Source organism: Acinetobacter sp. YH12086, assembly GCF_013419345.1.
Lineage (GTDB): Bacteria > Pseudomonadota > Gammaproteobacteria > Pseudomonadales > Moraxellaceae > Acinetobacter > Acinetobacter amyesii.
In genome coordinates this window covers 1-19138 of the sequence record NZ_VPAF01000016.1, presented here as the reverse complement: position 1 = coordinate 19138, position 19138 = coordinate 1, and the positions used below count along the sequence as shown (strand labels likewise).

Genomic DNA, 19138 nt, shown 5'->3' with positions numbered 1-19138 from the left:
GCTTGATGAATTATTTATTTAAATAATCAGTACTTAGTTGTTTTAATAATTGAAGATTACAATAATCATTCATAAGTTGTAAAAAAGCATAAAATAAAAAGGTTTTCTTTGTTTTGTCACACTGTAAGATGATAATTCAAGATATCCATGGAATAGATCTGTTTTTTCTCTAAATTATCTTTTTATTTGATCATAAAAGTGATTTATTTTCTTGAAAAAGTCTGTATCATCCGCCTCCTAGTTAGCCCATACTCAAAGAGCTTTTAAAGCTAACTAGAAACTCATAAAGCACCGAGTCAAAGGACCGCAAGTCACCCGACTTATTTCTTTCAACCCATATCAGAGATGGTAATTCGATATGAGCGTTTCTTCTGTAAACCCTGCCACTAATTCTACTAACGAATACTATTTGACTCGCCAAAGCCAGATGGAATCCAATGTTCGTAGCTATCCGCGTAAACTTCCACTTGCGATAGCAAAAGCTTTAGGTTGTTGGGTTACTGATGTTGAAGGTACAGAGTACCTCGATTGTTTAGCTGGGGCAGGAACATTGGCATTAGGCCATAATCATCCTGCGGTAATTCAAAGTATCCAAGACACACTTGCAAGTGGCCTCCCATTGCATACTTTGGATTTAACAACGCCTTTAAAAGATGCTTTTACTGAAGCACTACTTGAGCAATTACCTGGTGGTAAAGAAGAGTATTGTCTACAGTTCTGTGGTCCGTCTGGTGCAGATGGTACAGAAGCAGCAATTAAGTTAGCAAAAACATACACTGGTCGTAGCTCAGTGATTAGCTTCTCTGGTGGCTATCACGGTATGACTCACGGTTCTTTAGCAATGACAGGTAACTTGTCTGCTAAAAATGCTGTGAACGGCTTAATGCCGGGTGTTCAATTTATGCCGTATCCGCATGAATACCGTTGCCCATTAGGCATAGGTGGTGAAGCGGGTGTAGACGCATTAACGTATTATTTCGAAAACTTCATTGAAGACGTAGAAAGCGGTGTAACGAAACCTGCAGCTGTAATCTTGGAAGCAATCCAAGGCGAAGGCGGTGTAGTGACTGCACCTGTAAAATGGTTAAAGAAAATCCGCGAAGTGACTGAAAAGCACAACATCGTGTTGATTCTTGATGAAGTACAAGCGGGCTTTGCACGTTCAGGTAAAATGTTTGCCTTTGAACATGCAGGTATTGAGCCAGACGTCATTGTAATGTCTAAAGCGGTAGGTGGTAGCTTACCACTTGCAGTATTGGGCATTAAACGTAAGTTTGACGCATGGCAACCAGCGGGTCACACGGGTACATTCCGTGGTAACCAACTTGCTATGGGTACGGGTCTTGCAACGATCAAAACCATTAAAGAACAAAATTTGGCTCAAAACGCGCAGGAGCGTGGTGATTTCTTACAAGCTGAAATTAAAAAATTAGCGGTAGAATTCCCATGTATCGGTAACGTACGTGGCCGTGGTTTGATGATTGGTGTTGAAATCGTTGATGAACGTCAAAAAGCAGATCACATGGGTTCTTTACCAGGTGATTCTCAATTGGCAGCAGCAATTCAAGCAGCATGTTTCAACAACAAATTGTTGTTAGAAAAAGGTGGTCGTAACGGTACAGTAATTCGTTTACTTTGCCCATTGATCATCAACCAAGCTGAATGTGAAGAAGTGATTGTTCGCTTCAAGAAAGCTCTTGCTGAAGCACTAGTTGCAACTCGAGGCGCGTAAGACATGGTAGATTTTGCAGAACATCGTAAAGCGTTATTCTGCAATGATGCACAATCCATTGCTGACTACCAGTCAGCAATGGATTCAGCTGTAAAAGCTGTATCTGCATGGTTGCAAAATGACAAAATGTACACAGGCGGTAGCATTAAAGAGCTTCGTAGTGCAATTGCATTCAATCCTTCTAAAGAAGGTATGGGTGTACAAAAATCACTAGACCGTATGGTTGAGCTGTTCTTAAACAAAAGCTTAAAAGTACATCACCCACATTCTTTAGCGCATTTGCATTGCCCAACAATGGTGACAAGCCAAATCGCTGAAGTGCTGATCAACGCGACTAACCAATCTATGGACTCATGGGATCAAAGCCCTGCAGGTTCATTGATGGAAGTTCAATTGATTGATTGGCTTCGCCAAAAAGTGGGCTACGGTGCAGGTCAAGCAGGTGTATTCACCTCTGGCGGTACGCAGTCTAACTTAATGGGCGTTTTACTTGCACGTGATGCGTGCATCGCGAAAAACTGGAAAGACGAAAACGGTAACCCGTGGTCTGTACAGCGCGATGGCGTACCTGCGGAAGCAATGCGTAATGTCAAAGTGATTTGTTCTGAAAATGCACACTTCTCTGTGCAAAAGAACATGGCCATGATGGGTATGGGCTTCCAATCTGTTGTGACTGTTCCTGTAGATGCTAACGCACGCATGGACATGGACGCACTTGAGAAAACCATGGCGCACCTTCAAGCTGAAGGTAAAATCGTCGCATGTGTAGTTGCAACTGCGGGTACAACCGATGCAGGCGCAATTGACCCATTGAAAGAAATTCGTGAAATCACCAACAAATATGGCGCGTGGATGCATATCGACGCAGCATGGGGCGGTGCGTTAATTTTATCAAATGATTACCGTGATATGTTGGATGGCATTGAGCTTTCTGACTCGGTAACGCTTGATTTCCATAAGCATTACTTCCAAACGATTTCATGTGGCGCATTCTTGCTTAAAGATGAAGCAAACTATCGTTTCATGCATTATGAAGCTGAGTATTTAAACTCTGCTTATGATGAAGAGCATGGCGTTCCTAACTTAGTATCTAAGTCACTACAAACAACTCGCCGTTTTGACGCGTTGAAATTGTGGATGACGGTTGAAGCGTTAGGTGAAGAGCTTTACGGTTCGATGATTGATCATGGTGTAGGTCTAACACGTGATGTTGCAGACTATATTACTGCCACTGACGGTCTAGAAATGCTGGTTGATCCTCAATTTGCATCGGTATTGTTCCGTGTAGTACCAGCAGGTTACCCAGCTGAATTGTTAGATACATTGAACCAAAACGTTGCAGACGAATTGTTTGCTCGTGGTGAAGCGAATATTGGTGTAACTAAAGTAGGTCAAGTTCAATCATTGAAAATGACGACTTTAAGCCCAGTAGCGACTTTAGACAACGTGAAGAATTTGCTTGCTCTAGTGCTAGCAGAAGCGGATCGTATCAAAGGCCCAATCGCTGATGGTACATATACACCTGCAATTGACTAATCATTTGCTTGTGTGAAAAAAGGCGCTCAATTGAGCGCCTTTTTTATGCTTTTGAATAGCTTAGATTTATAAATAAAGTGCAACTTAATTGATGTTATAGCCGAAATTCTTCTTTAATGCATACTTTTTGTTGCGTAGGCGTATTGTTACTTTGACGGATCAAAGTAACTAAAATCCTTCTCAGGCAAAAGGTACATCCATGTGACTTTTACCTTACAGCGACATCCCTGTCGCCAGTCGCGATAGTCATTGATGTTTATCATTTGATGAATGAGATACCACAATATTTATAACCAATATAAGGCTTGTAAAGGAGTTTCCCTCTCCTTGTAGGAGAGGGTTAGGGTGAGGTGAATGCAATACGATATTGATGTTATGCAGCAAACAATGGACTAAATTCTTTCTTTCGTAATAGTTTCCGATACATTCTTGAACTGCGGTCTGTAGGAAAATGTGCTTCTATACTCAAATCTAAGGGCAAATATTCAGGCTTTTGCGATTCGGATACTAAGCGATCTTCTTCAAATATTTTTAAGTTAAAGTCGTAAGCATCTTCGACAGGTAAGTCTTTGTCATAATTGCGGCAAATGGGAGCAAATAGACGGGTGGAACGAGCAGTCATCGGTGAAGCCGCATTCATAATCACTTGCTTGCTGTTATTTGGAAAATGAATCGTCAGCGTTGCAGTAAACGGCAGATGAATTTCAAAATGGCGCAGCCATTGGAAACCCTTTTGTCCGCGCTGTTCTAAACCAATTTGATAGCGCCCAACACTGCTCCAATAGTCTGCATTAAAGCCAGTTTCTGTTTCGATGGTCGTGTAGTCAGGTACTTCTACATTTGCAGGGTCGCCAAACGTATCGGGATGTACCCATGCAAAATGCGCAACATCAATAAAATCTTCAAGCTGCCGGCCTGCAAAACATTGAAAATCTACCGTTGGCCAAACCAATTGTTGAAAATCTGCATCTTCCCAATTGGGCATGCTAGGTATATTGGGTTCAGCTTCAGAATGAGCCGTCAGATTGCACCAGATCAAACCATAGCGCTCTACCGCTGCATAGGTGCGTAAATTAAAGTGCGGTGAAATTTTCTGTTCTGGATATGCAGGAATACGGTTGCAATGACCATGATCATCAAAGCGTAAGCCATGATATCGGCAGACCACGCCTTGACCATCATTCTTGCCTAAACTTAGGGGTACGCAGCGGTGTGGGTAGGCATCTTTAGCTACAATCAGTTCATCTCCCATTTTATAAATGACGAGCGGCATATCTAAAAGCATGGTGCCATAAGGCTGTTCTGTAATGTCTCGAGTGAGTGCAATCGGATACCAATATTTCGTAAGTAAGTGCCAGTCATGTTCTTCAAAAGTCATATGTACAGGCAAGTCTGGATTAAATGTCGCAATGGCTTTACTGGTTATTTTAGGCTCTGTTTTTATGTAAAGTTGCATATTGAGCTAACTAAAAATGTAATGAAATTTTAATTATTGGAATAACATGGAATAAAAAATCGAACATGCAAATGTGCATCATTCAGAAAAAGAGGACAATTTGAAAAAAGAAAATAAGACAAAATATGACAGTGATATGAATTCTTACGAATATCAAAGTAGAAATATATAAGACCAATACTTTGATAAATTTCATTACGTATTGAAAAATAAAGAATTATATTTAAATCAATGAGCAATCATCAATTATCATAAAAGCGTCATAAAGATGTAACCTAACTGTCATACTCTAAAATCAAAATGCGTATATCGAAAAAGTACAAGACTTTATTAGAAAGTGGCGTACTCCAATAAATGCATCAATAAAGAGAGATGAGAATGCGCTTCAATCATATCGCAATTGCGTTGGCACTTTCAGGGGCAGCTGTTGCAACAACTGCAAATGCAGCTCGTGACACGATCCAAATTGCTGGTTCTTCTACAGTTTTGCCTTATGCAAGTATTGTTGCAGAAGAGTTTGGTAATACATTCCCACAATTTAAAGCACCTGTTGTAGGTTCTGGTGGTACTTCTGGTGGTTTGAAACAATTCTGTAATGGCGTTGGTGATAACACTATCGATATTGCTAATGCATCTCGTAAAATTAAAGACACTGAGCTTGCTGCTTGTAAAAAAGCAGGTGTAAACCAAGTTCTTGAGATTAAAGTAGGTTATGACGGTATCGTGTTTGCATCAAACGCTAAAAAAGCGGCATTCAAACTTCGCCCACAGCACGTATTTGCTGCACTTGCTGCTGAATTACCTTCAAAAGGTAAATTGGTTCCAAACCCATACACACGTTGGAATCAAATCGACCCAACTTTACCAAACGAAGCAATCACTTTAGTTATTCCTGCATCAAATCACGGTACTCGTGAAGTATTCCAAGAGAAAATGGTAGATGCTGGCTGTGAAACTTACCAAGCATTTGCGAAGCTAGATAAAGATGCAAAGAAAAAGGCATGTTCTACATTCCGTAAAGATGGCCGTGTAATTGAAATTGCTGGTGACTATACAGAGACATTGGCACGCTTAAAAACTTCACCTAACGCTGTAGGTGTATTCGGTTTAGGTTTCTATGATCAAAACCGTGACAAATTACGTGTAGCGACAGTAAACAATGTTGCGCCATCTGAGAAAACAATTCTGAATGGTTCTTACCCTGTATCACGTCCATTGTTCTTCTACGTGAAAGGTGAGCATCTTAAATCAATCAAAGGCTTGAAAGAATTTACAGAATTCTTTGTAAGCAAAAAAGTATCTGGTAAAGGTTCTAAGCTTGAAAAAGCAGGTCTGATTTCAATGTCTGACAAAGAACGTGCTGCGGTACTTGCAAACTTTAAAGCTGGTAAAGCAGTTAAATAAAAGTATGGAATTAGCCAATGGCAGGGTCGACCTGCCATTGGTTTTTTTGCAAAGAAACAGTTTTTTCAAGAAGGGCTTTTGAAAAAACAGTGGAGATTACATGAATCTGCTACTTATTGGTGTGTTGCTCGCAATTATTGCAATCGCTTATCAAGTTGGACTGACCAAAAGTCGCAAACTTGCAGGTAAAGGCAATAACTCAGCAATGTTGCATTCACGACCGGGCTATTATGGTGTTTTGGTCGCTTTATGGTGTGGGATTCCCGCTTTTTTAATCTTGATTGTTTGGAACTTGGTTGAACCGAGTATTTTTCAACACGTTATTTTAAATAATGTCCCAGAAAATATTCGTTTAGATTTAGATCCTGCAAGCACAAGCGTAATGGTTGACCGCGTCCAAGCGATTGCTTCTGGTTTTGGAGTAAGTGATACGCCAGCTGCATATGAACTTGCAGCAGCAGAACAGTTACAGAAAATTGAAAACATCGGCTCATATGCAAAATTGGCCGTTGTGATTTGTGCGGCATTGATTGGTTTAGTTATGGCTAAACGCCGCATCGCAGAAAAATATCGTGCACGTAATCAAGTCGAAAAAGTTATTAATATCGCATTGGCACTATGTTCCGGTGTGGCAATCCTGACAACAGTTGGCATTGTGATGTCGATGTTCAGTGAAGCCATGCGTTTCTTTAGTTTTGTCAGTCCACTCGATTTCTTCTTGGGCACTGAATGGAACCCAGGTTTTAGTACATCAGGGAATGCCGAAGGTAGTTATGGTTTGCTGCCACTCCTTTGGGGCACACTCATGGTTAGTGGTATTGCACTACTGGTTGCTGTTCCGGTTGGTCTGATGATTGCGATTTATTTGGCTGAATATGCAAAGCCAAGTTTCCGTGCTTGGGCAAAACCTGCCATAGAAGTTCTCGCAGGTATTCCAACCATCGTTTACGGTGTATTTGCCTTAATGATTATTGGACCCTTTGCAAAACAGCTTGGCGCATATATTGGACTCGATATTAATGCAACCAGTGCTCTAACAGCAGGCTTTGTGATGGGGATTATGATTATCCCATTCGTTTCATCATTATCTGATGACATCATTACTCAAGTTCCTCGCGCGCTTCGTGACGGTTCACTCGGTTTGGGTGCAACAAAATCAGAAACTATTCGCCAAGTAGTGATACCTGCAGCTTTGCCGGGCATTATCGGTGCATTCTTATTGGCAGCATCTCGTGCGATTGGTGAAACCATGATTGTGGTACTTGCAGCAGGGAACAGTCCTTTACTACACATTAATCCGCTCGAAGCAGTGTCTACAGTCACCATTACCATCGTAAACCAATTAACAGGTGATACAGACTTTGCGAGTCCTCAAGCATTGGTTGCTTTTGCACTCGGTTTAACACTGTTTGTGATTACCTTAGGGCTGAATATTGTTGCACTGTACATTGTGCGTAAATACCGTGAGCAATACGAATGAGTACGACGAATACATCAAACATGGATCAAAAATTTGATTCACATGCAGCCGCTGAGCTTCGTGAAAAACGTAAGAAAATCATTGAAAACTCTTTGGCGAAAAGACATCGTAAAGAAAAGACCTTCCGTGTCTTGGGCTTTAGTGCAGTAGTGACTGGTTTATTTTTCGTCGTGCTATTGTTTGGTAGTATTTTAGCCAAAGGTTTACCTGCATTTTGGCAAAGCTCAATGACGGTACCTGTGTTTTTTGATCCAAACATTGTCAAAGTTGGTGCGAAACCAATTCAAAAAGAAGGTGAATCACCTGCACAGTTCCAAGAGCGTTACATTGCTTGGCAAACTGAAATGGGCATGGTGGATTGGGATGCGCTCATCGTAAATGGCATCATAGCAAAAGATCCAGCGATTGCCTCACAACGTGATGATCTCAACAGTTTATATACAAGTTCAGAAGCTTATCGCTTACGTGACATGGTAATGGCAGATCCGTCATTGATTGGTCAAAAACAAGATTTTAAAATCCTTGCAGATGCTAATGTCGATGTCTGGTTGGCTGGTAATATTGACCGCAGCTTGCCTGATGAACAGCAACAATTGAGCCCAGAAGTACGCCAACTTGCAGATAAACTTAAAGCTGATGGTGTTATTACTAACTCATTTAATACTGAAATATTTAAGAATCCAGACTCTCGTAGCTCACCTGCAACTTCAGGTTTAGCTGGGGCGTTTATGGGGTCGTTATTTATGATGCTGATCGTGATCATTATTTCGATTCCAATTGGTGTAGCATCTGCAATTTACTTAGAAGAGTTTGCACCTAAAAACTGGATTACCGATGTTGTCGAAGTCAACATTAACAATCTAGCAGCGGTTCCTTCGATTGTCTTTGGTTTGCTTGGTGCAGCGATCTTTATTGGTTGGATGCATATGCCGCTTTCGGCTCCTGTGGTTGGTGGTTTAGTCTTAAGTTTGATGACTTTGCCAACGGTCATTATTACCACACGTGCTTCACTAAAAGCTGTTCCTCCATCGATCCGCCAAGCCGCTTTAGGTTTGGGTGCATCACGTTTACAAACTGTATTTCACCACGTCTTGCCACTGGCATTACCAGGTATCTTAACCGGTGCCATTATTGGTGTAGCGCAAGCCCTAGGTGAAACTGCTCCATTATTATTGATTGGTATGAGTGCCTTTGTAGCAAGTGTACCAGCCACTCCTTTAGATCAATCCACTGCATTACCTGTACAAATTTTCCTTTGGCAAGGTAATGAGCTACGTAACTTCTTTGAAGGACGTACCGCAGCAGCAATCATTGTACTTCTTGCTCTCATGATCGGCTTAAACAGTTTAGCCATCTGGTTACGTAAGAAATTTGAAGTACGCTGGTAATTGAGGGCATTATATGAATAGCGTCGTTACAACTGAAAAGAATTCCTTATATCAGGATAAGTCCGTGAATCCAGAACAAACACAATTTACCTCTGCTCAGGGCAGCCAAAAACAAACCAATACTGCGTTTGTGTCACAATTCGATACGCAATCTAGCGCGAAAAAAGATGCGAAATCGAGCAATGTGAAAATCAGTACCAATGATGTGCATGTGTACTATGGCGAATCTGAAGCGATCAAAGGCATTGATCTGAACATTTATGAAAATGAAGTGATCGCCTTTATTGGACCGTCTGGTTGTGGTAAGTCAACTTTCCTGCGTACGCTCAACCGTATGAATGACACGATTGATTCTTGTCGTGTGACAGGACAAGTGCTCATGGATAATCAAGACATCTATGATCCAAATCTTGATGTGGTATTACTGCGTGCCCAAGTAGGTATGGTTTTCCAAAAGCCGAACCCATTTCCAAAGTCAATCTTTGATAATGTCGCTTATGGTCCAAAACTGCATGGATTGGCGCGTGACAAATACGACATGGAAGAAATTGTTGAAAATAGTCTGCGTAAAGCAGGTCTTTGGGATGAAGTGAAAGACCGTTTGAGCCAACCGGGTACGGGGCTTTCAGGTGGTCAGCAGCAACGTCTTTGTATTGCGCGAACCATTGCAGTCAGTCCTGAAGTTATTTTGATGGATGAACCCTGTTCAGCACTGGATCCGATTGCAACTGCAAAAGTAGAAGAACTCATCACTGAACTTTCAGCGCAATATACCATTGCGATTGTGACGCACTCGATGCAACAAGCAGCACGTGTATCTGACCGTACCGCATATTTCCATTTGGGTGATTTGATTGAAGTGAATTCCACTGAAAAAGTCTTTACTCAACCGGATCATCAATTGACTGAAGCGTATATTACCGGGCGTTTTGGCTAATCTAGTCTGTCTAAAAAAGAGCCGAAAGGCTCTTTTTTTATGAAGTCAATAATTAGGTCAAAAAGTCTTGATAAAAATAAAATGCTCAATTTGGCTCAATGAGAATTATTTTCAAAAAATAGATTGAATTTTTGTGATGCAACCCACATGTTATACAACATAAATATGAATTAAATGAGTTTCAATTTTATGCTATTTCATAATCCCAAGTTGCCTGCGGAAATTCGTGTAAGTCACTTAAATGCACGTATTAATGAACAACGAAAAAAAATTGCGCAAACCACTGCATCTAAACTTGAGCTGCTGCAACTAAGCCAACAATTATCAAAAGAAGCGCGCGCACGTAAAAAGAATAACCAAAAAATTTATGTGATCGATTTTAATGGTGATACCGCTGCATCGGCGGTGACAAGCCTTCGTGAAGAAATTACCCTAATCTTAGCGACAGCAAAAGCTGGGCGCGACCGCGTAGTTTTACGTTTAGAAAGTCCAGGCGGGATGGTGCATGGCTATGGTCTGGCTGCAGCACAATTGGTACGTTTACGTGATGCTGGATTTAACTTAACCATTTGTGTGGATAAAGTTGCTGCAAGTGGTGGCTATATGATGGCCTGCATTGCAAATGAAATAGTTTCAGCTCCATTTGCAGTTGTGGGATCGATTGGCGTGGTTGCACAAGTGCCAAACTTTAACCGTTTATTGAAAGAAAAACATATCGATTTTGAACTGTATACAGCAGGTCAGTTCAAACGTACCGTCACTATGTTTGGTGAAAATACGGCTGAAGGTAAAGCCAAATTTGAAGAAGAGTTGCAGCAAACGCATAACTTGTTTAAACACTTTGTTGAAAAATACCGTCCTCAGCTTAATGTCGATAAAGTTGCAACAGGTGAGCATTGGTATGGTCAAGATGCCATTGATCTTAATCTAGTCGATAAGCTCCAAACGTCAGATGAATATCTGTTAAGTCTCATGCCACAACATGATGTATATATGATTGAAACCCGCAAAAAGCCAACGCTTGGTGAGAAGTTAGGCTTACAAGCAGCACAAATTGCGGACTCATTGGTGCCTGCAGTCATGTCTAAAGTGATGGAGTCATTGAGCAAAGCCAATTCGAGCCTCGTGCAGTTGCGTGACCCTAAACTCTAAAATTGTTTTTGTTATGATGTATTTAAAGCTCACTTCGGTGAGCTTTTTTTTATGCTAAATGATACTACTTTGAAAATTGCAGCAAGCGCGGCTAATAAACAGCAACCATTTATAAATACTTTGATAATTTTGATTATCCAAACTTGGCTGAATCTAAAATATTAAAATGGATAGAACCATAGAAACCGCTGTTATTGGCGTAGAATTTAAGGTGAAAAATTAAATAAAAATAATTCTGATGAATTTACATCCAGAATGGTTTGTCTGTTCAGCACCAATTTGATAAGGTACTTAACTAATTATTTATTAGATGTTTATTACATAATAACACTGAGGGCGAAATGACAAAAATTGTCGTGATATCAAAGAAAGATCAAACGATTTTAAAAGAAACTCAGGCCACAAAAATACAAATATCTCAACCGTCCGTTATTCAGTTAGAACTCAAGCCAGCCGATATTCAGTCGATCCATAGGGTAGGTAATCAATGTGTGATTACCCTGAAAAATGGTCAAAAAATCGTGATTGATCATTTTTATACAGATGACTTTGGCTCTGATAATTCTTTGGTTTTACATAGTGGGCCAGAGCAATTTGAGCTGGTTGAAATTGATGTCGATGGCAAAACGGTGAGCTATCGCTCTGTGAATGAATTTATGCAACCTTTAGCTGCATCGACTCAATTAAATCAGGCGACAACACCAGCTCAAGCTACAGAAGTTGCTAGCGAGGATGATGGTTCACCATCGCTACTTAAGGCGGGATTAGCGATCTTAGGTGCAGAAGCGATATATCTTCTAGCATTTGATAAAGAAGATGATAAATCTTCTAGCAATGACAAAACAGCGCCAAGTACGCCAACTGGAAGTTTTGATAGCGACGGAAAAGTGGTATCAGGCAAAGCCGAAGCTGGCGCAACGGTTTATTTAGTAGATGCCAAAGGCAATACGATTGGTCAATCTAAAGCAGATGCCGATGGCAACTATAAAATTACTTTAGATGACGCGATTACAGACGGCAATCGCGTGATTTTGTACGCGAAAGACAAGGCGGGAAATAGTTCTCAATCGACGATTTTAACGGGTAGCAAAGATACTATTGCTCCAGATGCTGCAAATGCACAAGTGGATGAAAGCGGTAAGTTTGTCTCTGGTTTTGCCGAAGCGGGTGCAAAAGTTTATGTTTATGCTGCAGATGGCACAACGCTTTTAGGTGGGCCTGTGACTGCGGCAAGTGATGGCAATTTCTCCATTGCATTAAGTAATACTTTACAAGCAGGTGAGACGGCTAAAGTCATTGTAGAAGATAAAGCTGGCAACAAATCTGAAGCGCAGTCAGTTGAGATGGGTAAAGATACGCTTCGACCAGATCAACCTAAGATTGAAGTGAATAAAGCCGGAACTGAACTGGTTGGTACTGCCGAAGCCAATAGCACCATTCAAATATTAGATGCAAATTTACAAGTCATCGCCACCACTACGGTAGAGGCCAATGGTCAATTTAAACTAACATTGTCCCCAGCGCTGTCGGATAGTAATAAGACAACCATTATTGTGGTTGATGCGGCAGGCAATCAATCGATATCGTTAAATGTCACTGCCGGAACAGACAATATAGCACCAGTGGCACCAACAGCGACGATCAATATTGATGGTACAGAAGTGTCGGGAAGTGCGGAAATTGGTACCAAAATTACCATTAAAAACAGTGCAGGAAATACGCTTGGTACCGCAACTGTAGGTGACGATGGTCGCTATACGGTGAAATTAAGCAGCGCAGTAACAGATAATAATGTTGTCCAAGTGACTGCGACAGATGCCGCTGGCAATAGCTCAAAGAGCACGCAAGTGATTGGTACAAAGGACACCATTGCACCATCTGCGCCAACATTGACGACGGTGTATGATGATCGAGATACTACAAAGCTCACCATTAAACAGGGGGAGAGCACTCAAGATTCAACCCCAAGTTTTGAAGGCAAATGTGAGACCAATGCCACGATTACCATTTATAAAAATGGCGTCGCAGTGGCAACCGTCAAAGCAGATACTAGTGGGAAATGGTTGTATACACCAGAGTCAGATTTAGCAGCAGGTAAGTATAGCTATAGTTTTACCCAAACGGATCTGGCAGGAAATACCAGTGCCAAAAGCTCAGCATTTGATTTTACCGTTGAAGCGATGACAGTTGCCAAAGTGAGTTTATTCTTGATGTCAGAAGAACAGGCTTCGGTTGAATTACATGATCAGGCATCACTGTTAACAGGTGATAATACTGTGTTTGATGTACTTGCGCAGCAAAGTGTTTCGAGCTTTGGCTTAAATGAAACAAGCTCTTTTATTTCTGATGATCAAATCGATTTGATCGGGTTGTTGAGTAATCCACCCAACATTGCTCTTGATGTAATATCAGATGATTCATCTTATTTAAATGTCTCTACTAATCCTGTATTGGGTGTCGCAGCAGTTTCAAATACAAAGCTTCAAACAGCATGGGGCGCTTTAGATCCGTTAGATCAATTCTTAAATGCGCTACCACTCTATTAATAATTAATACATCCATTCATGAATATGGCGATAAAAAAGCACTCTAATGAGTGCTTTTTTATTTAAGATTTTTTCTGATTGAAATATAAAAGGCCGCCAGTGATCATCGCACCAAATGTTGCCAGCAGCATATCTTTATGCGCATCCCAAATATCACCTTGTTGCCCATTGTAATTTTCAGCTTCCTCTGGTGATAAACTAATGGCAATCAGCCATTCGATCCATTCATAAAATAAACTGGTCGCCATGACGAATTGTACGACCAATAAAAAGAGTGTTCCGGCTTTTAACTGCGGTAGCCAGATTTGAAATATGCGATAAAAGAACGGGTAGAGCAGCAAACCATAGGCAAGATGTACAAGCCGATCATACATATTCCGGGTCCATCCCATGCTTTGGTCAAGGTTGAAACCGAGGAGAGCTTGTGTCCATTCAGAATAAGGTACATAAGAATATAAATAATGGGCACCAATGACATGAATCAGTAAAAAGCCAAGATACAGACAAACTATTGTGAAAGTTAGCCCTATTTTATAGAGGAAAGCGAGCAACACGATCAGCATAAACGCTGTCCCGATTTGATGGAGGATATACGCTTCCATTTCTAAAGGTTGGATACTGGCGATCACAATGGCAAGAGTTAATAATGCAAAAGCTAAGATGTGCTTAAGTTTTAATTTGAAATCAATCATGAAAAGGCAAAGCTCAAAATTTTTATCGGTGTGCAGTGGTTATAATTCGCGGCAAGTATAGCCATAATGCGATGAAAAGTGTTAGTTAGACGGCGCTAGAATTTGTGCATTATTTTTTCAAATGTCATCAGTTCGCTACTAGGGATAAGTATTTTCAAAAAGATTGTATTAAACTCAGATGTATATCGAAGTTTATATATTTGGAAGTAACTATGGCCGTTGTTGAGGCATTTATTGCGACTCAAAATTGTTATTTTAACTATGAGTTTGAAGAACTTAATTTAACAGATGATTTTCCAGAAGAGCTCTCTGTGTCTTTGCGCGGCATGATGTTTCGCCATGAGATTCAATATCCCGATGCCACATATTATGTTTATTATTCAGATGTTTTAACAGGCTGTGAATTACAACGGATGAAAGATGATTGGGCAAAATATTGCCCTGCAGAATAAAATTACGTCTAAATTTTCTCTCCTTGCGGAGCATGCTCCTTATCTCAAAGAGAGAAGAAGTATTATAAATAAAAAACGAGGCATGAAGCCTCGTTTTTTTGATCTATCTAAAATTAGATTTTAGAAATAAGATCTTTAATGTTTGCTGCTTGAGTTGATGCATTACCTGTATATGTTGCAGGTGTCATTTCTGCAAGACGCGCACGGTCAGCAGCAGGAACAGCTTCAAGCTCATTACCATTTACGAAATCAACCATCATATCGCGAGTCATTGCTTGACCACGAGTGAGGGCTTTAAGTTTTTCGTATGGTTTTTCAACTGCATAACGACGCATAACAGTTTGAATTGGTTCAGCAAGAACTTCTTGAGCATGGTCAAGGTCTTCAAGAATACGTTGAGCATTCAATTCAAGTTTGCCAATACCTTTAGAGCAAGCTTCAAATGCGATCAAGCTTTGTGCGAAACCAACGCCCATGTTACGAAGAACAGTAGAGTCAGTTAAGTCACGCTGCCAGCGAGATACAGGAAGTTTTTCACCAAGGTGAGCCAATACCGCATTCGCAATACCCAAGTTACCTTCAGAGTTTTCGAAGTCAATTGGGTTTACTTTATGCGGCATCGTTGAAGAACCAACTTCACCTTCTTTCAAACGTTGTTTGAAGAAACCAAGTGAGATGTAGCCCCAAACGTCACGGTTAAAGTCGATCAAAATGGTGTTGAAACGACGTAGCGCATCAAAAAGTTCCGCCATGTAGTCATGTGGTTCGATTTGAGTGGTGTACGGGTTAAATTTTAAGCCTAAAGATTCAACAAATGCTTGTGAATGAGCAGGCCAGTTAATTTCAGGGTAAGCAGAGTAGTGCGCGTTGTAGTTACCTACTGCACCATTGATTTTACCAAGTAATTCAACTTGTTTGAATTGTTTGATTTGACGTGCAAGGCGGTAAGCCACGTTCGCCATTTCTTTACCCAAAGTTGTTGGGCTTGCAGTTTGACCGTGTGTACGAGACAACATTGGTTGTTCAGCGTGTTGTTCAGCCAAAGCAACGATTGAATCGATGATTTGCTGCATTGCTGCAACTAAAACTTCACGGCCATTTTTAAGCATTAAAGCGTGAGACAAGTTGTTGATGTCTTCTGATGTACATGCAAAGTGAATAAATTCGCCTGCATTTTTAAGCTCATCGATATGTGCGATTTGCTCTTTTAAGAAGTACTCAACTGCTTTTACGTCATGGTTTGTTGTACGTTCAATTTCTTTAATGCGGTTTGCATTGTCTTCAGAGAAGTTCGCAACAATTGCATCAAGCGCAGCGTTAGTTTCAGTACTGAACGCTGGAACTTCAGTGATTTCAGGACGGTTTGCAAGCGCTTGTAACCAACGCACTTCAACAGTCACACGAGCATGGATTAAACCAAACTCAGAGAGGAAGGGACGTAGAGCATCACATTTGCTTGCGTAACGTCCATCTAATGGAGAAAGTGCGGTTAAAGCGTTCATAGCGATTCCTTAAATTTTGGAATTAAACGTAAAACAAAAAGCCCGTACTGCATCAGTTAAACCACCTGATACTGTAAACGGGCAAGATCTTGAATATCTTGTAGTAGCTTGCGCTTACTGAAAATCATACCCCACGAGCTACCGCCGAGCTGACGCCACAAGTGAGCCATTTGTAAGCCTGTAAATAATGTCGCGCGAATGCGATTGGTATGTACTGTATCTTTAAATGCTTCAGCGTTGCCTCGAACCATAATGCGAGGATTGATCGAACCCGCAGTTTCAATATAGGTTTGGGCAAGGTTTGCAATGATACTTGGATGTAAATAATTATTATCGAAAAATGAAAGCTGTCTTAGGATTTTTTGTTGGGATTGTTCAATAATTTCAACGAACTTCGGATTGCTATACACTTTCTTTTCTAATTGCAATAAAGTCATTGCATAGGTCATTGGAAGTTTAGTATTTGCAAGTTTAGGCAATCTAGATTTTGGGGAAGTGTTAAATGGCTGGGTAATGCTGCTTTCTAAAGTTTTTAAACCGAGAGAAATATCCGCCAATTTATCAAAAAAATCGAGCGTTTGATTGGACTGATTGGATTTAGGACGGATATTCAAACTGGCTTTGATGAGATGTTCAAAATAAAAATTACCACTTTCACCAATACTTTGCGTACCCGTCAATGCGGTCATATGGGTTAGCTGCGTCGCTTGAAAAACAGCAGCTAACGCCAATGCGCGATTTTGGCGAGTATTCAGAGTTTGAGGCTGTTGAAACGGTAACTCTGTCATCCGAAACAATCCTTATTCAATAAAATCCGGTTTAGGGGCATTGGTATGATGAATCACACCACCACCTAAACAAACTTCACCGGTGTAGAACACCACACTTTGACCCGGTGTAACAGCACGTTGTGGCTCATCGAACTCGACACGCACACCATTTGGCGCTGTAGAGTCTTTAAATAATGTACAGTCTTGGTCAGGCTGACGATAACGAGTTTTCGCTGTGCAGCGGAAACCTGATTCAGGAATCTCATGTTCACCAGCCACCCAATCAATCGCTTCAGACCATAAAATGGTGCTTTGCATGAGTGGATGTTCATGACCTTGACCAACGACTAGGCGATTACCTTCGATATCTTTATGCAGTACAAACCAAGCGCCTTCTTCAGCACCTTTTAGACCACCAAGACCAATGCCACCACGTTGGCCGAGCGTATAGTACATTAAGCCGTGATGTTCACCAACCTCTTTACCTGTATCTAGGACGATTTTTCCGGGTTGAGCAGGTAAATATTGCTTTAAGAAGTCATTAAATCGACGTTCGCCAATAAAGCAGATTCCTGTTGAATCTTTTTTCTTCGCGGTGATTAGACCTAATTCTTCAGCGATTTTACGCACTTGTGGTTTTTCAATTTCACCTACAGGGAACAAAGTTTTGTTAATTTCACGACCATGCACTGCATGTAGGAAATAGGTTTGGTCTTTATTGTTGTCTAGGCCACGCAGTAGAGGTGCGTACTCTTCACCACGTGAATTTTTTAGCGTTTCACCACGGCGGCAATAATGGCCTGTCGCAATAAAGTCAGCACCTAAGTTCACAGCATGGTCTAGAAATGCACGGAATTTAATTTCTTTATTGCAGAGAATATCTGGATTTGGTGTACGACCTGCGGCATATTCTTCTAAGAAATGCTCAAAGACACGGTCCCAATATTCCATCGCAAAGTTTGCGGTATGAAGTTTGATACCAATTTTGTCACAAACAGCTTGAGCATCGGCAAGATCTTCCATTGCCGTACAGTATTCCGTGCCGTCATCTTCTTCCCAGTTTTTCATGAAAAGACCTTCAACTTGATAACCTTGTTGAAGTAAAAGTGCTGCAGATACAGAAGAATCTACACCACCAGACATACCGACGATGACACGTTGTTGCATAGGATTAAGCATCCAAATTTGAAATTAAGGGAGAATTTTGGTGCTCGTAAATGAGCGATAAAGGAAATTTTTGACCTGAAAGAGCATCTTGTACAGCTTTGATGACTAATGGACTGCGCGCACGGGCAGACTCAATGAGTTCATCAAGCGTCATCCATACTGCACCGACAATGCCTGTGTCTAACTGTGCATCGGAATGGTACTGAATGTCCTTAGCTAAGAAACAGAAACGGAAATAAGTACGATCAGGGAACATCGGAGGAGTATAAGTATACATGCCTAGGAGGTTCGTGATTTCTACATCGTGACCTGTTTCTTCCATGGTTTCTCGAATGGCGGCTTCAATAATGGTTTCGCCAGCTTCAACATGACCTGCAGGTTGATTAAATACAGTATGGGTGACACCTTCTGTATGTTCTTCAACAAATAGGAATTTTCCGTCTTTTTCAACGACTGTCGCAACAGTGACGTGAGCAGTCCAAGCGGTCATAGAAAAGCACCATGGGGTAAAAACGCTATTCTACAAAATTTAGGGAGCGGTGGCTATGATGGGAGGTGAATTCTTTGGAGAGATATTTTTTAGCGTAGAAATTTATGGAACACTGTTTCATAAATAGGGTTGGAAACAATGAATCATAAAAAGCCCTGAACAGTTGATATAGGCTTTTTTTGTAATAGACTTCTTTCATAATTCATTTTTTGCTCAGCTCTAAATTATAGATTCCCGCAATTAAATTAAATCTTAAGCCCAGTCTTTTTCCTCGATTACGATATCGCTCGGCAAGGATTTTGAAAGTTTTTAAACTACCAAATACATGCTCAACCCCAATTCTTCTTTTGTTGATTTCTTGATTATAGATTTTTAGTTCAGGATCCAAATTACAGCGCTTTTTTGCTTTTAATGGCAACAAGCTATTTGGATAC

At 40.8% G+C, this 19138-nt stretch carries 16 protein-coding genes; 9 read left to right on the top strand and 7 right to left on the bottom strand.

The genetic code is table 11. The features are described 5' to 3' along the window. The first annotated feature begins 358 nt into the window (after positions 1–358). Together FTU29_RS14240 and FTU29_RS14235 are read left to right on the top strand one after the other, a co-directional pair. The gene (locus FTU29_RS14240; RefSeq protein ID WP_180035339.1) at positions 359–1732 is read left to right on the top strand and encodes a diaminobutyrate--2-oxoglutarate transaminase; all 1374 of its coding nucleotides are present in this window, start codon (positions 359–361) and stop codon (positions 1730–1732) included. Positions 1733–1735: 3 nt separating this feature from the next. Next, on the top strand, positions 1736–3268 hold the full coding sequence (locus FTU29_RS14235; protein ID WP_180122508.1) for an aspartate aminotransferase family protein: 1533 nt from the start codon (positions 1736–1738) through the stop codon (positions 3266–3268). Positions 3269–3641: 373 nt separating this feature from the next. Here the strand turns inward: FTU29_RS14235 and FTU29_RS14230 are convergent, their stop codons facing one another. Beyond that, entirely contained in the window at positions 3642–4694 is a 1053-nt protein-coding gene (locus FTU29_RS14230; RefSeq protein ID WP_373423631.1) for a Rieske 2Fe-2S domain-containing protein, read from the bottom strand. 408 nt (positions 4695–5102) lie between these two features. On the opposite strand from FTU29_RS14230, the gene FTU29_RS14225 reads away from it, so the two are divergent. From FTU29_RS14225 to FTU29_RS14200, 6 genes are all read left to right on the top strand, one after another. After that, positions 5103–6128: a substrate-binding domain-containing protein gene (locus FTU29_RS14225; RefSeq protein ID WP_180107529.1), complete on the top strand. Its 1026-nt coding sequence runs from the start codon at positions 5103–5105 to the stop codon at positions 6126–6128. Positions 6129–6228: 100 nt separating this feature from the next. Continuing rightward, positions 6229–7608, top strand: a complete 1380-nt coding sequence (gene pstC / locus FTU29_RS14220; RefSeq protein ID WP_180035336.1) for a phosphate ABC transporter permease subunit PstC — start codon at positions 6229–6231, stop codon at positions 7606–7608. Continuing rightward, positions 7605–8996, top strand: coding sequence for a phosphate ABC transporter permease PstA (pstA, locus tag FTU29_RS14215; protein WP_078191850.1), 1392 nt, complete (start codon positions 7605–7607; stop codon positions 8994–8996). The genes pstC and pstA overlap by 4 nt, the downstream gene beginning before the upstream one ends. Before the next feature lie 13 nt (positions 8997–9009). After that, on the top strand, positions 9010–9933 hold the full coding sequence (pstB, locus tag FTU29_RS14210; protein ID WP_218950056.1) for a phosphate ABC transporter ATP-binding protein PstB: 924 nt from the start codon (positions 9010–9012) through the stop codon (positions 9931–9933). A gap of 189 nt (positions 9934–10122) precedes the next feature. Further along, positions 10123–11085, top strand: a complete 963-nt coding sequence (gene sohB / locus FTU29_RS14205; protein ID WP_078190186.1) for a protease SohB — start codon at positions 10123–10125, stop codon at positions 11083–11085. 341 nt (positions 11086–11426) lie between these two features. After that, on the top strand, positions 11427–13631 hold the full coding sequence (locus FTU29_RS14200; RefSeq protein ID WP_180122506.1) for an Ig-like domain-containing protein: 2205 nt from the start codon (positions 11427–11429) through the stop codon (positions 13629–13631). Between the two features lie 62 nt (positions 13632–13693). Here the strand turns inward: FTU29_RS14200 and FTU29_RS14195 are convergent, their stop codons facing one another. Continuing rightward, positions 13694–14323: a DUF2238 domain-containing protein gene (locus FTU29_RS14195; protein ID WP_180122504.1), complete on the bottom strand. Its 630-nt coding sequence runs from the start codon at positions 14321–14323 to the stop codon at positions 13694–13696. Between the two features lie 212 nt (positions 14324–14535). Here FTU29_RS14195 and FTU29_RS14190 point away from each other — a divergent pair, with 212 nt between their 5' ends. Next, positions 14536–14775 (top strand): hypothetical protein, encoded by a 240-nt coding sequence (locus tag FTU29_RS14190; protein WP_180023455.1) that lies wholly within the window; start codon positions 14536–14538, stop codon positions 14773–14775. Positions 14776–14888: 113 nt separating this feature from the next. On the opposite strand, the gene purB is transcribed toward FTU29_RS14190, so the two are convergent. The 5 genes from purB to FTU29_RS14165 form a co-directional block, all read right to left on the bottom strand. Beyond that, the gene (gene purB, locus FTU29_RS14185; RefSeq protein ID WP_180122502.1) at positions 14889–16277 is read right to left on the bottom strand and encodes an adenylosuccinate lyase; all 1389 of its coding nucleotides are present in this window, start codon (positions 16275–16277) and stop codon (positions 14889–14891) included. Between the two features lie 56 nt (positions 16278–16333). Beyond that, positions 16334–17065, bottom strand: coding sequence for a high frequency lysogenization protein HflD (gene hflD, locus FTU29_RS14180; protein ID WP_218954891.1), 732 nt, complete (start codon positions 17063–17065; stop codon positions 16334–16336). 12 nt (positions 17066–17077) lie between these two features. Continuing rightward, a complete protein-coding gene (mnmA, locus tag FTU29_RS14175; protein WP_180122500.1) occupies positions 17078–18214 on the bottom strand; it encodes a tRNA 2-thiouridine(34) synthase MnmA in 1137 nt (378 codons plus the stop codon). A 4-nt stretch (positions 18215–18218) separates the two neighbouring features. Then, the gene (locus FTU29_RS14170; protein WP_180010414.1) at positions 18219–18704 is read right to left on the bottom strand and encodes an NUDIX hydrolase; all 486 of its coding nucleotides are present in this window, start codon (positions 18702–18704) and stop codon (positions 18219–18221) included. Positions 18705–18906: 202 nt separating this feature from the next. Next, positions 18907–19138, bottom strand: a 232-nt coding sequence (locus FTU29_RS14165; protein ID WP_180122499.1) for a transposase family protein, incomplete at its 5' end; no start/stop codon positions are given.

Bases quoted from the DNA above. Each gene is read 5' to 3' on its own strand.
- FTU29_RS14170 (WP_180010414.1), bottom strand. From the start codon at position 18,704: ATGACCGCTTGGACTGCTCACGTCACTGTTGCGACAGTCGTTGAAAAA.
- purB (WP_180122502.1), bottom strand. From the start codon at position 16,277: ATGAACGCTTTAACCGCACTTTCTCCATTAGATGGACGTTACGCAAGC.
- FTU29_RS14240 (WP_180035339.1), top strand. From the start codon at position 359: ATGAGCGTTTCTTCTGTAAACCCTGCCACTAATTCTACTAACGAATAC.
- pstA (WP_078191850.1), top strand. From the start codon at position 7,605: ATGAGTACGACGAATACATCAAACATGGATCAAAAATTTGATTCACAT.
- FTU29_RS14225 (WP_180107529.1), top strand. From the start codon at position 5,103: ATGCGCTTCAATCATATCGCAATTGCGTTGGCACTTTCAGGGGCAGCT.
- FTU29_RS14195 (WP_180122504.1), bottom strand. From the start codon at position 14,323: ATGATTGATTTCAAATTAAAACTTAAGCACATCTTAGCTTTTGCATTA.
- mnmA (WP_180122500.1), bottom strand. From the start codon at position 18,214: ATGCAACAACGTGTCATCGTCGGTATGTCTGGTGGTGTAGATTCTTCT.
- FTU29_RS14200 (WP_180122506.1), top strand. From the start codon at position 11,427: ATGACAAAAATTGTCGTGATATCAAAGAAAGATCAAACGATTTTAAAA.
- sohB (WP_078190186.1), top strand. From the start codon at position 10,123: ATGCTATTTCATAATCCCAAGTTGCCTGCGGAAATTCGTGTAAGTCAC.
- hflD (WP_218954891.1), bottom strand. From the start codon at position 17,065: ATGACAGAGTTACCGTTTCAACAGCCTCAAACTCTGAATACTCGCCAA.
- pstC (WP_180035336.1), top strand. From the start codon at position 6,229: ATGAATCTGCTACTTATTGGTGTGTTGCTCGCAATTATTGCAATCGCT.
- FTU29_RS14190 (WP_180023455.1), top strand. From the start codon at position 14,536: ATGGCCGTTGTTGAGGCATTTATTGCGACTCAAAATTGTTATTTTAAC.
- pstB (WP_218950056.1), top strand. From the start codon at position 9,010: ATGAATAGCGTCGTTACAACTGAAAAGAATTCCTTATATCAGGATAAG.
- FTU29_RS14235 (WP_180122508.1), top strand. From the start codon at position 1,736: ATGGTAGATTTTGCAGAACATCGTAAAGCGTTATTCTGCAATGATGCA.